This window comes from Streptomyces flaveolus, from assembly GCF_000716535.1.
Lineage (GTDB): Bacteria > Actinomycetota > Actinomycetes > Streptomycetales > Streptomycetaceae > Streptomyces > Streptomyces flaveolus_A.
On the sequence record NZ_JNWV01000015.1, the window covers coordinates 42867 to 56477 of the forward strand.

At 68.5% G+C, this 13611-nt stretch carries 15 protein-coding genes and 4 pseudogenes; 8 read left to right on the top strand and 11 right to left on the bottom strand.

Annotated features, from left to right (window positions below; all coding sequences use genetic code 11):
• Positions 1-6: 6 nt before the first annotated feature.
• Both OO52_RS47260 and OO52_RS50790 read right to left on the bottom strand, forming a co-directional pair.
• A pseudogene (locus OO52_RS47260) lies at positions 7-813 on the bottom strand (IS5 family transposase).
• Positions 814-1103: 290 nt separating this feature from the next.
• Positions 1104-1250, bottom strand: a complete 147-nt coding sequence (locus OO52_RS50790) for a hypothetical protein (protein WP_158712502.1) — start codon at positions 1248-1250, stop codon at positions 1104-1106.
• A gap of 353 nt (positions 1251-1603) precedes the next feature.
• Here OO52_RS50790 and OO52_RS17020 point away from each other — a divergent pair, with 353 nt between their 5' ends.
• The 3 genes and pseudogenes from OO52_RS17020 to OO52_RS49650 form a co-directional block, all read left to right on the top strand.
• Entirely contained in the window at positions 1604-2338 is a 735-nt protein-coding gene (locus tag OO52_RS17020) for an SDR family oxidoreductase (protein WP_030643766.1), read from the top strand.
• 82 nt (positions 2339-2420) lie between these two features.
• Positions 2421-3392 (top strand): RNA polymerase sigma factor SigJ, encoded by a 972-nt coding sequence (sigJ, locus tag OO52_RS47265; RefSeq protein WP_078877170.1) that lies wholly within the window; start codon positions 2421-2423, stop codon positions 3390-3392.
• A gap of 429 nt (positions 3393-3821) precedes the next feature.
• Positions 3822-3899, top strand: a pseudogene (locus tag OO52_RS49650) (phosphotyrosine protein phosphatase); the annotation flags it as partial.
• A gap of 40 nt (positions 3900-3939) precedes the next feature.
• Here OO52_RS49650 and OO52_RS17025 read toward each other — a convergent pair.
• From OO52_RS17025 to OO52_RS52685, 3 genes are all read right to left on the bottom strand, one after another.
• Entirely contained in the window at positions 3940-4296 is a 357-nt protein-coding gene (locus OO52_RS17025) for an STAS domain-containing protein (protein ID WP_078877174.1), read from the bottom strand.
• Between the two features lie 148 nt (positions 4297-4444).
• Complete coding sequence (locus OO52_RS47275; RefSeq protein ID WP_078877177.1) at positions 4445-4669, bottom strand: hypothetical protein; 225 nt, start codon at positions 4667-4669, stop codon at positions 4445-4447.
• 194 nt (positions 4670-4863) lie between these two features.
• Positions 4864-5457, bottom strand: a complete 594-nt coding sequence (locus OO52_RS52685; protein ID WP_234339834.1) for a hypothetical protein — start codon at positions 5455-5457, stop codon at positions 4864-4866.
• A 236-nt stretch (positions 5458-5693) separates the two neighbouring features.
• Here OO52_RS52685 and OO52_RS52045 point away from each other — a divergent pair.
• Positions 5694-5894: pseudogene (locus tag OO52_RS52045) on the top strand (transposase); the annotation flags it as partial.
• A gap of 212 nt (positions 5895-6106) precedes the next feature.
• On the opposite strand, the gene OO52_RS17040 reads toward OO52_RS52045, so the two are convergent.
• Positions 6107-6706, bottom strand: a complete 600-nt coding sequence (locus OO52_RS17040) for a TetR/AcrR family transcriptional regulator (RefSeq protein ID WP_158712503.1) — start codon at positions 6704-6706, stop codon at positions 6107-6109.
• An 83-nt stretch (positions 6707-6789) separates the two neighbouring features.
• Here OO52_RS17040 and OO52_RS17045 point away from each other — a divergent pair, with 83 nt between their 5' ends.
• The 3 genes from OO52_RS17045 to OO52_RS47290 all read left to right on the top strand — a co-directional run bounded on the left by OO52_RS17045 (position 6790) and on the right by OO52_RS47290 (position 8581).
• Positions 6790-7653, top strand: a complete 864-nt coding sequence (locus OO52_RS17045) for an MBL fold metallo-hydrolase (protein ID WP_030643776.1) — start codon at positions 6790-6792, stop codon at positions 7651-7653.
• A gap of 257 nt (positions 7654-7910) precedes the next feature.
• On the top strand, positions 7911-8075 hold the full coding sequence (locus tag OO52_RS52050; protein ID WP_199819998.1) for a hypothetical protein: 165 nt from the start codon (positions 7911-7913) through the stop codon (positions 8073-8075).
• Between the two features lie 191 nt (positions 8076-8266).
• Entirely contained in the window at positions 8267-8581 is a 315-nt protein-coding gene (locus OO52_RS47290) for a peptidase inhibitor family I36 protein (RefSeq protein WP_234339835.1), read from the top strand.
• A gap of 686 nt (positions 8582-9267) precedes the next feature.
• Here OO52_RS47290 and OO52_RS17055 read toward each other — a convergent pair.
• Both OO52_RS17055 and OO52_RS50795 read right to left on the bottom strand, forming a co-directional pair.
• The gene (locus OO52_RS17055; RefSeq protein WP_030643780.1) at positions 9268-10287 is read right to left on the bottom strand and encodes a DNA polymerase Y family protein; all 1020 of its coding nucleotides are present in this window, start codon (positions 10285-10287) and stop codon (positions 9268-9270) included.
• 112 nt (positions 10288-10399) lie between these two features.
• The gene (locus OO52_RS50795) at positions 10400-10582 is read right to left on the bottom strand and encodes a hypothetical protein (RefSeq protein WP_158712504.1); all 183 of its coding nucleotides are present in this window, start codon (positions 10580-10582) and stop codon (positions 10400-10402) included.
• On the opposite strand from OO52_RS50795, the pseudogene OO52_RS52695 reads away from it, so the two are divergent.
• Positions 10571-10642 (top strand): annotated as a pseudogene (locus OO52_RS52695) (DUF6233 domain-containing protein); the annotation flags it as partial. The gene OO52_RS50795 and the pseudogene OO52_RS52695 overlap by 12 nt on opposite strands.
• Positions 10643-10743: 101 nt before the next feature.
• Here OO52_RS52695 and OO52_RS17060 read toward each other — a convergent pair.
• The 3 genes from OO52_RS17060 to OO52_RS17070 all read right to left on the bottom strand — a co-directional run bounded on the left by OO52_RS17060 (position 10744) and on the right by OO52_RS17070 (position 13107).
• Entirely contained in the window at positions 10744-10971 is a 228-nt protein-coding gene (locus OO52_RS17060; RefSeq protein ID WP_030643782.1) for a DUF6417 family protein, read from the bottom strand.
• A 293-nt stretch (positions 10972-11264) separates the two neighbouring features.
• Positions 11265-12185, bottom strand: a complete 921-nt coding sequence (locus OO52_RS17065; protein WP_030643784.1) for a Ku protein — start codon at positions 12183-12185, stop codon at positions 11265-11267.
• A 379-nt stretch (positions 12186-12564) separates the two neighbouring features.
• Entirely contained in the window at positions 12565-13107 is a 543-nt protein-coding gene (locus OO52_RS17070) for a lamin tail domain-containing protein (RefSeq protein ID WP_030643786.1), read from the bottom strand.
• Positions 13108-13611: the final 504 nt, after the last annotated feature.

The window sequence follows — 13611 nt, forward strand, 5'->3', positions numbered from 1 at the left end:
GATCGTTCACAACGAGATCCGCAGGCGGCGGAGGCATATGAGGCTGCAGGCCAGTTCGAGCAGGCCGTGATGGAGGTCAGCATGTCTTTCGTAGCGGATGCGGAGTCGTTTGAACTGGTGGAGCCAGGCGAAGGTGCGCTCGACTACCCAGCGGACCTTGCCCAGTCCGGAGCCGTGGGCGGCACCGCGTCGGGCAATCACGGGCTTGATGCTGCATTTCCACAGCAGGCGACGGTACTTGTCGAAGTCATAGCCCCGGTCGGCGTACAACCGCCGAGGCTTGCGCCGAGGGCGTCCCCGCAGGCCCCGGATCGGGGGAACCGCGTTCAGCAGGGGCAGAAGCTGGGTGACGTCGTGCCGATTTCCCCCGGTGAGCGTGACGGCGAGCGGGGTTCCGTGCCGGTCGACGATCAGGTGATGCTTGGAGCCGGGACGGGCTCGGTCGACCGGTGAGGGACCGACGTGGTCCCCCCTTTGAGGGCCCGGATGTGCGAGCCGTCCACGGCACAGTCGTCGAGGTCCAGCAGGTCGGCGCGGCGCAGCTCGCCCAGCAGGGTGGCGTGCAGACGGGGCCAGACACCGGCCTCGGTCCAGTCCCGCAGCCGGCGCCAGGCCGTCACACCGGAGCAGCCCACGCTCTCTGCGGGAACGTCACGCCAGGCAACCGGTCCGCAGCACATACATGACGCCAGCAAGCGCCGTTCGGTCGGGAACACGCCACCGCCCCGGATGGCGACGGCGCCGCTGAGGAGCAGGGGGCAACAGTCGAGCCACCCGCTCCCACAGGTCGTCAGGAACAAGATCAACACGCACCCCAGACACCTTGTCGACCAAGATCGCCGAGCGCGAGACCCGCAGCTCTACTCATTCTGAAACGATCAGTAAGAACGCTACGGAAGCGGGCCTCCTCGGCCGATCTTGGGCGCAGCATCGCCCCTCTCTCACCGCGCACGCGAATACCTTCACCCCGTTTCAACCCGTGCCTGCCGCGGTGGCGATCCGGGGCGTCACCGCAGCCCGGGCGTGCCGGGAGCGGTGAACGGATGCTCCCTGACTCGCGGCATCCGGGACGGTGAGGTTGATGGTGGCTGTCTCGCCTTGCGTCAGGACGCGAGGAGCGGCCGCAGATCACTAATCGCTGTGTCCAGTTCCTCGCCGGCGCGGCTGACGCTGTCGGCGGCCCGCATCTGTCCGTACACCCGCGCCCGGCCCGCGTGGCGTGCGCAGAAGCCCGTGATCAGGCCACCCATTCGGCTCCGTGTGCGTGGGACGGCGAGGGGCACCCCGCTGTGTGCGTTGTGAATGCCCTCCGGGCGGTGGTGTCGCGGCCAGTCCCCGAGTCCGGTCGCGACACCTACCGGGCCCGGCCCCGGAACGCCGGCGCGCGCTGGGACGGCTACTGCACTCGCCTGGCCCTGCGGTCCCTGTACCCACCTGGCCACTCTCTGGCTCACCGCCGCCCTGTGCTGCTGTAAGCGACTCCTCCGCCTCACCACAGAGGGCACGGTGTAGTAGCAAGCCCGCTTCATCGCCTCACATTTCTCCGGCCTGCGTCGTCATGTTGGTGAGGGCAGCGACTGGTGCCCCGGAACGGAGTGAGGAGATGAAGGTTTTCATCGCTGGTGGGCGCGGCCGTGTGGGGTCCCGCCTTGCTGACAACCTGGCGGCCAAGGGTATCGAGGTGATCTCGGGAGGACTTGAGGACGGGATCGACGTGATCTCGGGCAAGGGGCTCGCCGAGGCTCTCGTCGGAGTCGACACCATCGCCAACGTCCTTAACACCCCCCGCTTTGACGCGGAGGGGGCAATCTCGTTCTTCGAGGGAGCGATCAACAACCTGACTGTGGAGGGCGAGCGGGCAGGTGTGCGTCATCACATCGTGCTCTCCATTGTCGGCGTCGGGGAAGGGGACGCATCCGATATTGGGTACTACCTCGGCAAGGTGGCGCAGGAGAAGGCCGTGCGATCCGCTTCGATCCCCGCCACCATCATTCGGGCCACCCAGTTCCAGAGCTACATTCCTGTCCTCATTGACCAGCACACTGTGGACGGTAAGGTTCTCGCTCCGAGGTCATTCATCCAGCCGGTCGAATTGGACGAAGTCATCGAGCTGCTAGCCGAGGCTGTCACGACGCTGGAGCCGGGAAGTGTGGTCGAGATCGCTGGACCCGACCGTTTTTACCACGACGACCTCTTCCGTGCCACTCTGGCCGATCGCGGAGACGATCGTGAGGTTGTGACCGTGGACGGACAGGGGCTCATCGATGCCATGGTTCCGCGCGGCGTGTACCGGACAGGCGTCGTGCGGTACCCGATTGCGGGGATTCCCACTGCCTGAATGCGATAGTGAAGGGAGGCGGGAACGTTGACCGCCAGGCAATAGGTTAGGCGTGCTGCGCTGCAATGGGAAAGGGTGCTCCATGTCGGAAGATCGTCCTGTCGAATCCTCGGAGTTCGGAGGAGCCGAGCGTGATGAATCACGGGCTCTTGATTCGGTCATGGCGGAGCGACGTCGTCTGCTGTCGCTAGCCTTTCGCATGATGGGCACCCTGGCCGATGCCGAGGATGTCGTGCAAGAGACATATGTGAGGTGGTACCGCCTTGAGCCCGAGGAGCGCGACGAGATTGCCGCGCCTGCAGCATGGCTGATGCGAGTTGCGAGCCGCATATCACTCGACCTGCTGGGTTCCGCGCGGGCACGACGGGAGACATACGTCGGGCAATGGCTACCGGAGCCAGTTCCAGCTGACCTCTTCGCCGACACAGCCAAGGCGCCCCTGAACTCCAGTCGCCTCGCTGCTGATCCGCTCGAACGTGTCACTCTCGATGATGCCGTCAGCATGGCATTGCTGACGGTCCTCGAGGCCATGACCCCAGCAGAGCGAGTGGCGTTCGTGCTGCATGATGTGTTCGGTGTCCCGTTTGACGAGATTGCTGGTGTCGTAGGTCGTTCAGCAGCAGCAACAAGGCAATTGGCAACGTCGGCACGCCGCCGCGTCCGACGAGGAAGACGCGCACAGGTTTCCTCTCACCAGCATGATGAGGTTGTTCGGGCATTCCGTGGTGCAACTGTCGGAGGGGACATCGAGGACCTGCTCCGCGTGTTGGCTCCAGGTGTCGAACTACGAGTAGACGGCGGCGGTTTCGTCAATGCCGCACCTCAGGTTATCCGTGGGTCGGATCATGTGGCCCGGTGGTTCATGGGAGTGATGCGCAAGCAGCCCACCCTCCGTCTTGAGCAACGCGACACAGCTGACGGTCTCGGATATATTATTCGAAATGAGGGGCGTCGATACGGCATGATTACCTTTGACGTCAGCGATAAAGGCATCACGAACGTGTGGCTGATGCTGAATCCAATGAAGCTAAAGAATTGGTCACTCGACTACTGACCTTTTCGTTAGTTCCGCGGGTGTGGCGGGCTTGTTGGTGGGAGTTTGTTGTCGTGTCCTTCAAGCCTTCGCGTGTTGCCTCCCGGACTCGACGACATCGCGGGAGTGGACTGCCGGCGGCTCAACCGGCACGCCGGAGGGAGGCTCTCCCCAGGCGCGCCGCGCGGGGACGTCGGCGAAGACCCGGTGATGGGCCAGGCAGCCTTCTTGGACGAAGACACCGCCGGGACGTACATGAAGGCGGTGAACAGTTCCTCGGTAGGTGGCGCCCCACCTCCGTGCTTCCCTTCCTCGCCGCCCAACTGTTCGGCGCCGCCGGCCTCGGCCTGGCCGCCGTCTGCTTCGGCCGCCCGGCCTCCGCTGGCGAGGACGAGGTCACCGTCCCCCAGCGGCGCCCGCCCGTTCCATCGACGAAAGCGCCCTGGTCTGATGAGCTCCTCCACCACTGCGTCCGTGCTGTTCGTCTGCGTGCACAACGCCGGCCGCTCCCAGATGGCCGCTGCCTTCGGCGGCAAGTGCCCGTCCTAGACCAGGTGCTCGAACCCGCCTAACCCCCGACCAGCAGCTCGGCCTCGGCCCGGGCGACGGTGTCATACACCCGCAGCACGGTGTCCGCCCCGGTCATGGTCAGCATCCGCTGCAGGATCGGCGGCACACAGGCCAGCACCAGCACGGCACCGTACTCCTCCGCCCGCCGCCAGGCCCACAGCAGCACATTCAGCCCTGCGGAATCACAGAACGCCACCGCGGAAAGGTCCAGCACCACACACCGCTGGTCCGGGGTGATCTCTTCGAGGAGACGCTCGCGGAAGGACGGGGACGTCTCCCAGCCCATGGCCCCGCTGAGCTGCACAGTCAGGCATGTTCCCGACGTATTCGCTTGAACCGAGGGTTCTTGGGTCATCGCGTTCTCCCCACCGTCGCATCGGGAGACGCAACAGATTGTGACGATGAGCCTATCGACTCCCCTCACATCACGCCCTCAAACCGTCCCCATACGCCGTGAGGTTGAGAAACAACTTCTCACCCCCAACGGCGCTGCGAAGCTGCCGTCACGTGACGCTCCACTGATGGGGCCGGCCCCCGCGCCACTCCACCCAACGTGGATCATCCAGCGCTCGATCCGGGTCGGCTACTCCAGCCGCTTCCAGAAAGACGACCAGGTCGTGGTCGGAGTGCGCCAGGCCCAGGATCTCCTCCCGGCCGTGCCGGTGCAGGGTGACCCGACGGCCGCCGGACTGCGACGGCCGGTGCACGACGACCGGCGCACTGCCCATGCCCCCAGGCTCGCCCACGCCGCGGCGCCCCGGCCAGCCCGCGACGTCGACCGCCTTCCCCCGGCTATCGCCTGGGGAACAGGTGTCGTCCTATCCGCGCTGGCAAAGGAGTCCGCCCCGGCACCGGGCCGCTTCTCGTCGGCGCCGTCTCTCCCCCCGTGTCCGATGGGAGGGGCGGCGTCCGACGTGTGAGGTCAGCCGCGGCGGCGGAACAGCCCGCGGAGCTTGCCCGGCTCCTGGCCGTGCTCCCGCTCCGCTGGCGTAGCGGCCTGGAGGCGGGCGGCTTCGGCGACTGCTTCCTTGCGGGCGACGTCGTGGGCGTGGCAGGTGCCGCACACGGACACGTCCCCGGCCTTCCAGACAGTCCGGTGCGCGGTGGTCTCCTCCCAGCGCTGGTCGGTCAACTTCTGCCCGCACCGCTTGCACACAGGGCGCTGTGCCTCCCGCTCAGCGGCACGGCGCCGCTTGTCCTCCGCGTCGGCGCGGGCGTACTGGCGGCGATAGAGGGCGTCGCCGTCGGGGTTGTCGAGCGCGCCGGTCAGGGTCTGTTCGTCCTTTCGCCCCAAGCGCCGCCACACCGCCGCGTCCGCGCCGTGCTCCTTCAGTTGCTCCAGGGTGGTGACGACGACCGGCACGGCCTGGCTGTAGTCCTTCGTCGTGATCGCCTCGCGGTAGAGGGTCTGGTACCGACGCGGAGCCCAGCAGCGGCGGCCGGCCTCCTCGAGCACGGCGACCGTGTTGGCGACCTTCCCCTCGGTGGTGTCGGCGAACACGAACGCGAGTGGCACCAGGCCCTCCCGGCCGGTCGGCGGCTAGACCCGCCGCCACAGCAACCTCGATGAGCGCGGCCTTCTCGCCGGCGTCGATGCCCAGGCCCCAACGGGTCTTGTCGGCCACCCAGTCGGTGACGTACTGGCAGCGGTAGCCGACGGCCGGCGGAAGCCACGTGGACGGGTCCAGGCCGGCCTTGCACCGGTTCGAGGCCGCCGACACCGCGATCAGAGCACGGTCGTCACCGAGGTCGTTGGCGTACACCTCACGTTCCTTCGCGAGTGGTCCCGGGGGCGGGTCACGCCTGCTGCCTGGCGCTGACGATCGTGGGCGGCCGTGGCGGGATCACCGGCAGGTGATCAACGGGGTGCTGTGACGGTTGCGGACCGGTGCTCCGTGGCATGACCTGCCGGAACGAAAGCGCTATGGACTGTGGCAGACGGCCTATGAACGCTGCGGAAACGGGCCTCCTCGGCCGGTGTTGGACGCAGCATCGCCCCTCTCTCACCGCGCACGCGAATACCTCCACCCCGTTTCAACCCGTGCCTGCCGCGGTGGCGAGACGGGGCGTCACCGCGACCGGGCGTGCCGGGAGCGGTGAACGGATGCTCCCTGACTCGCCGGCATCCGGGACGGTGCGTTCGATGGCGGCTGTCTCGCCTTGCGTCAGGACGCGAGGAACGACCGCAGATCACTAATCGCGGCGTCCAGTTCCTCGCCGGCGCGGCTGAAGTCGTCGCGCTCGTAACAGCTCACCAGCGCTTTCTCCCAGGCGAGCATCATGGCGGCGCACTGCATCCGGATGGCCGGCGAGTCGCCCGGTAGCCCGAGTCGTTCCCCCATGGCCTCGGCCAGCGCGCTGGTCCAGAGGTCCTGCTTTTGCAGGTGACGCCCGCGCAGCGCGGGCTCGGACCGGTTGAGCCGCATCACTGTCGTGATCGTTGCGGGATCGGCGGCGACCGAGGCGACTGCCACGTCGAAGGCCGACCTCAGTGCCTGCAGGGGTGATTCCGCGGCGGGCCGCGCTCGCAACTCCGTAGCGATCGACGGCCCGAGGGCCTCGATCGGCTGGAGGACGGCGTCTTCCTTCGTGGGGAAGTAGCGGAAGAAGGTCCGTTGGGTCACGCCGACAGTTTCAGTAATCGCGCTGACGGTGGTCGCGGCCAACCCGATCTCGTCGATCGAGCGTATCGCTGCGGCCGTCAGCTCCGTACGGATGGCTTCGCGCATGCGGGCCCGGACGCCTTGGGGCTTCACCTCTTCCATGTCGAGCATCGTAGCGCTAGTGTCAGACACCGACTAACTGTCACTGACTGACAATAAGACAGTCACTGAATAGAAGGATGGCCATGACTGAGAAGATCACCATCGGCGACTACGTCGTCACGGTCCTGTCGGACGGCTACTCGAACCTTCCGCCGTCCGCCTACCCCGGCGCCGACTTCTCCCGGTTCCCCCACCTGCTGGGAGAGAACGGCACCTACCGGATCCGCATCGGCGCCCACCTGGTCCAGGGACCTGCCGGCACCTTCCTCATCGACGCCGGAGCAGGCGAGCTCGACATGCCCTTCCCGGCGGAGCTGGCCGCGGCGAACAGGCTGAGCAATCCGCCACAGAACATGGCGTCGGCCGGCAACCTGCCTGCCGCCCTCACGGCCGCAGGCGTCACGCCCGAGGACGTCACCGGCATCTTCATCACACACCTGCACCTCGACCACATCGGCTGGCTGATCAAGGACGGAGCCCCCTACTTCCCGAACGCCACCGCCTACTACGGGGCCGAGGATTGGGCGCTGCTGGTCGACGCCGTGGCCGAAGACGACCCCGCGCGCGTACTGATGCACCAGGCGGACAAGGCAGGCATCCTGCGTACCTACGAGCCGGGCGACTACGAACTGTTCCCGGGCCTGAGCGTGCTGCACGTCCCCGGGCACACCCCCGGCCACGTCATGCTCGCCCTTGAGTCCGGTGGCCAGAAGCTGTGGTTCACCGGCGACCTCATCGAACTGCCTGGCCAGCTCACCGACAGGCACATCCATTTCATGACCGACGTCGACCGCGACCTCGCCACCAACGCCCGCGACCGCCTCTTCGCGCAGGCGAAGAAGGAGCAGATCATCATCGCCGCGGCCCACCTGACCAACCCGTCGTTCCGGAAGATCACCGCCAACGACACCTGGACCGACGCCACCACCAACGCTGTGACCGCGTAGACACCTCACAACGTCGACGCATCAACGTGCACCAGCGAGTTCGACGGGGACGCGGTGTCCTCGTCGAACAGCTTGCCAGCCGGAGATCCCGAAATGCGGTCCATGGCCTGCTCGGCGACCAGCGGGACCCCCGTCCGGCGTCGAGGCTGACCTGCTCGGCGACCTGGCCGACGTCGATGAGGTCCTCGCCCTTCAGCACGATGCTGGTCAGGCGGGCACGTTGCAGACCAGCGGCATCCATCAACTGGTAGGCGAGCATGCACAGATCGTCCTCGTGGGCGGACGGTTCGGGCAGGCAGGGGGTCTTCTCCCACGTGCTGCCCGCCCGCGAAGCGCAGGGTCAGCGTGAGCGCGCGGACGGCCAGGCCGCGGTGGCGCAGCTGGAGGCCGGGCTGGACGACGGCGCCGACTCGCTCGTCTGAATGAACATCGACGCAAAGCGGAATGGCGAACCGTTCCGCCAGGACAGGCCGATGTCATGAAACCTGTACCTGCACGACGAGCCCGCATCCCCAGGACTGCGCTGCTCGCCGCCGCCGTCCCGGCCGTCCTGGCCGCATAACTGACCGGCCTCGCACCCGCCCACGCCACCACCACCCCTGGCTCCGCTGCCGTGGCCCGGGACCAGATCGCGTGCCCGCGCGGGTTCGTCTGCATCTACCCCGACATCAACTTCAACGGCCAGCCCTACGTCAAACGCGCCGTCGACGGCTCGGTGCGACACCTGCCCGACTACATCCGCGGCAAGGGCAGCTCGATCATCAACAACAGCAGTCGCACCGCACGCGTCTACCAGAAGGACAACTACTTCGGCCGGCACGTCTGCGTCGGACGCGAGGGCGGCACCATCGGCGACCTGCGCTCCTACCAGCTCAACGACACCACCCACAGCCTGCGCAACAACGACACCCCCTGCGGCGCCTCGTAACCGACCCCGGCACGGGTTCATCCGCCTCCCGGCCGGTGGCCAGCCGGCCCTCCGGCTCCCGCTTCCGCTGGTTCAGCCACTGGGCCCCCGGGTCGGCAAGCACGGCGCCTTCCTCCGGGCCGACCCAGGAGGCCGACTCGCCGGGCGTCGTGGCCCGCAGTACCGGGGGATGAGGCAGTGGCGGCCGCGTCCGGTGGGACGGCTCAGCTCGGCGTACGGCATCTCAGAGCGGCCTGCGTCGCCGCGACCGTCCAGACCGACACCGAGCAGGGTGTGCCAGCGAGAGACCCGGTGGGAGGACGGGCACCGCCGCCCAACTCGCCAGGACAGCATCGAAGTCCTTGAGGAGACACCTCCAGGTATGACCGGCAAGCTGCCGGAACCACTGCTGAGCGCTGCCATTGCCAGCCCGCCTGATGCGCAGGGTGAGGACCGGGCCCGCCGACGCCGCCGCGCTGCGGGCCCGGGAGCGCGCAGCCTGGGTATCCCTCGTGACGGCAGGAGCTCGAACGGGCGCTTCGTCCCGAACCCTTACCAGCCGTTTCTCCGGCACCTGCCGCGCTGGATGCATCACCGTCGCGCGACATCGCTGCCACCGTGGCCGGGCGCAACGAGGTCGCGGTGGGGGCGTACCGCCTCCGGGCCACAGCGGTTTCCGGGTCCTGCGACCCGGTTCTGGAAAACGATCATGAGGCCCGGCGCAGGGGCGCGACGGTGGCCGGCCCGATGGAGCCGGGGCCGAACTTGTCACGGATGCGGTCCATGGCCTGCTCGGCGACCAGGCGGGACTCACGGGCGCCGTCGAGGCTGATCTGCTCGGCGACCTGGTCGGCGTCGATGAGGTCCTCGCCCTTCAGCACGATCCCCGTCAGGCGGGCGCGTTGCAGACCGGCGGCGTCCATCAGCTGGTAGGCGAGCGTGCGCAGGTCATCCTCGTGCGCGGAGGGCTCGGGCAGGCGGCGGGTCTTCTCCCACGCGCTACCGCCGGCGAAGCACAGGGTCAGGGTAAGCGCGCGGGCGGCCTGGCCGCGGTGGCGTAGTTGGAGGCCGAGCTGGACGACGAGGTCGAGGAGGGCCGTCCGGACGACGGCGCCGTCGAGGGTGTGGTGGGTGAAGCGGTGGCGTACGGCGGCGGAGGCCGGCAGGTCCTTCGGGACGAAGGGGCGGGGGTCGATGCCGCGGGCGCGGTCGGCGGCGAGCCGGCTGGCCTTCTTGCCCAGCAAGCGCTGCACGGTGGCCGGACAGACGGCGGCGAGCAGTCCGACCGAGTGGATGCCGTAGTCACGGAGCACGGCCGCCTGGCGAGGGCCGATCCCGTGCAGGGCCTCCACCGGCAGCGGAGCGAGCCAGCCGGCGACCTCGCCGGGCGCGACGGCGAGGACGCCGCCGGGATGGGTGATCTGGGCGGAGGCGGTGGCCGCGACCGTGATCGTGGGCCCGATACCGACCCGGACGTCGACCCCGAGACGCGAGATGGTCCGTATACGCAGAACCTCTCCCAGGTGGGTCGCGTCGGTGCCGTGGTAACGCAGGGTGCCCTTCAACTCGACCAGGGCAGCGGACGGCGGCAGAGCCTGCACCACCGGCGACAGACCGGCCAGCAACTCCAGCACCTGCCGGTAGGTCTCCTCCCCCAGCCGGTCCAGGCAGCGCACATGCATCACCGTCGCCCGCACAGTCTCGACCTGCTTCACGCCGTCGTTCACGATCCTCACCTCCACACCCTCACGCTATCGAACGAAAATTCGAACACGCGAGTGCGGAGAACGTGATCATGGACATAGAATCAAAAATATGTTCGATGACTTGCCGCCTGACCTAGAGCGGCTGCGCACCTTGCGGGTGTGGCACGCGATGTGGCTGGCACGCATCGACCGCAAGATCGCGCAGCTGGTGCAGCGGCAAGCCGAACAGGAACGCGGCCGGCGGGCGAAGCCGGCACCACCGGACTGGATCGTCGAACTCGGTATCGGCATCGGCCGGCCGCCCGTGCAGGTCCACCGGGGCACCTGCTACATGGCGGGCAAACGGCACCGGCCCGTCGGCCCGGACGAGGCCCGCCAGCTGCTGGCCGACGGCACCAGCGCGTGCAGCCACTGCCGCCCCGACACCGCTCTCGGCATCGTCGGCTTAGCCGGCCTGCGGCCGCGGGAAGGCGGGACTCAGTCCTGTGACGGGACACGGGCAGCGATCTCCTTGGCCCAGCGGCCGGCCTCCGGCGCGTGGGCCCCGCCCTCGGCCGTGACGAGCCGCAGCCAGTTGAGCAGGTCGTGCGCCTCACGAAGCGTGAGCAGCGCCAGTCGCTCGCCCGTTGCCTCCATCGGCGCGAACTCGATCTCGTCCAGGTCCAGGTCCTCGTATCCGTCCACGACCGTGGCAACGCTTCGCACCTCACCCTGGTCACGGGCCCTGGCCCTGGCCTCGGGCAGGAAACAGCCCCGGCCGGCGTGGCCGCCGGCCGGGGCTGAACCCGTGGAACGTGTGGTCGTGAAAGGGTGGTCGCCTACGCGGCGGAAGGCTCTGCGGGGCTTCAGCCGAACGATCGTCCCCGCAGGCAATAGGTGAGGCCCGGGGACACTGTCCCCTTCACCGCCACGGCCTGTACAACCACACCGGACCGCCGGGCATTCCCCGGCCGCCCGGGGGTCCGCGGCCGCACCGGGTCGGTGCACGGGTCCTGAACCTAGGCGCTGCGAGGCCGGCGGCCGGCCGTCTTCTTCGTGGCCGACTTCTTCGACGCGGTCTTCTTGGCCGGCTGCTTCTTCGCGGTGGCCTTCTTCGGCTGCGGCAGCTCGTGCACCTCGGCCGGGCCGGCGTGGTCTCCGCGGGATGCCTTCGCCTTCGACACCGATTCCCGCAGCGCGGCCATCAGATCCAGCACGGCGGCCGGCTCCTCCGGCTCAGGCGCCTCCGGCAGCGGCCTGGACTCCCGTTTCGCCTCGATGAGCTGCGCGATGGCCTCGGTGTAGCGGTCCTGGAACTCGGGGCCTTCCAGCTCGTCCACCGTCATGGTGTCCATGAGCGCGAGTGCGCCCTCGATCTCCGCCTCGGACACCTCGGTCGGTGGCGGAAGCAGCTCGGTGGGGTCGCGGATCTCGTCGGGCCAGCGCATGGCGTGCAGGACCAGGACGTCGTCGCGCACCCGCAGCAGGCCGAGTCTTTCCCGGCCGGACCAGGCGTACTTGGCGACGGCCACCTTCGACGACCGCGACAGAGCCTGCACCAGGAGTTTGTACGGCTTGGCCGCGACCTGGCCGGCGGGCTGGAGGTAGTAGCCGTCGGCGATGCGGATCGGGTCAACCGATTCCAGGGGGACGAACGCGTCGATCTCGATCGCCTTCGCGGTCGGCAGAGGCAGATTGCTGAGCTCTTCGTCGGTGATCGGTATGACCTGCGTCTTGGTCAGCTCATATCCCTTGCCGATCTCGTCCTGGGAGACCTCGCGGTCCTCCAGCTCGCACACCTTGCGGTAGCGGACCCGGCCCTGGTCGGTCAGGTGGTACTGGTGGAAGTGGATGCTGTGGTCCTCGGTGGCGCCGACCACGTTGATCGGCACGGTGACCAGGCCGAAGGAGATCGCGCCGGACCAGATCGTTCGGGGCATGGCCCACCTCTCGTACTCGCCCCGAGCTCCTCCAGCGTAGGAACGCCGTCGGCGGCCCGCATCCGTCCCCAGCACCGCGCCCGGCCCGCGTGGCGTACGCAGCCGGCCCGTGACCAGGCCACCCGTTCGGCTCCGTGTGCGCGGGCCGGCAAGAGGGCACTCCGCTGTGTGCGTTGTGAATGCCCACTGGGCGGTGGTGTCGCGGCCGGTCCCCGAGTCCGGTCGCGACATCCTCCCCGGGCGCCGGCCCCGCCACGCCTGCGCGCGCCCGCACAGGGAGGGACGGCTACCGCCCCCGGCTGAATCAGCCATGCGCATCACGGAAGGTGGGCCGCCCCCGCGCGAGGCGACCCACCCCGGCGTCTACCGCCGCGCGAGGTCAGTCGCGGTGTCCGTCTCGGTGGTCACCGCCGTGACGCCAGCCGTCGCCCCGGTGGCCGCCGCCGTGACGCCAGCCGTCACCGCGGTGGTCGCCGCCGTGGTGCCGGTCGTCGCCGCGGTGGTCGCGGTCGTAGCCCCAGGAGACCTCGTCGACGAACCGGTCGCGGTCGTTGCGCAGGGTCGCGGTGTCGGAGTGGTTGTCCCACACGTACGCCCGCCGGTCCTGGTACAGGTCCGTCCGGTTGTCGCGGCCGATGCCGGTGTGGACGCGGACGGTTGTGCGGCTGTTCAGCCGGTAGTGGTCGAAGGTGTAGGTGTGGCCGTCCTCGTCGGAGAGGGTCCAGCCGTCCAGGTTCACGGCCCGCCGCGAGTCGTTGGTGATCTCCACCCACTCGGCGTTCAGGCTGCGGTTGGAGCGGTCGTCGCGGCCCGGGGAGTCGTACTGCACGTCGCTGATGTACACCGCCGGGCGGTACTGACGGCCGTGGTGGTCGGCGGCCGACGCCGGCAGCGCCACCGCCCCCACCACCGCAGCAGCCACACCGGCGACGGCGGTCACACGACGGACGGAAGAAGAAACGGACACGAAGGTCCCCCTTCAAGGTGCGCACACCCAGCCCAACCCGCAGACATTGAAGCCGCGGTTCAGCCAGGTGCGTTGTGCTGGTGTGCGCAGCCGGTCGGCCGCGCACCCACACCTTCCGGCCCGCACCTCGAACCGCGAGGGATTGACGAAGCCTGTTACAGATTGAGCAGATTTCTGTGACGCTCGCCTGTAATGACCATTGATCGGCTGAATTGGGCAGAGCGGTGAGCTCTCGGATGCCGGGCCCTTGGAACTACCGGCTTCAAGCGACGCATCGCCGGGCTGCGCCACCCCACTATGACGAGCGCACTCACCCGAAAGTGAGTAACAACCCGGCCCACCAACCCGGACGGGCGGACCCGCCGCGGGATGCGCCGACGACTCGTCACAAGAGAAGAACGGACTAGAACCGATGCGGGCTGTACCGCTCACGCGCTCCACGCCGCGGCCTTCCCACCC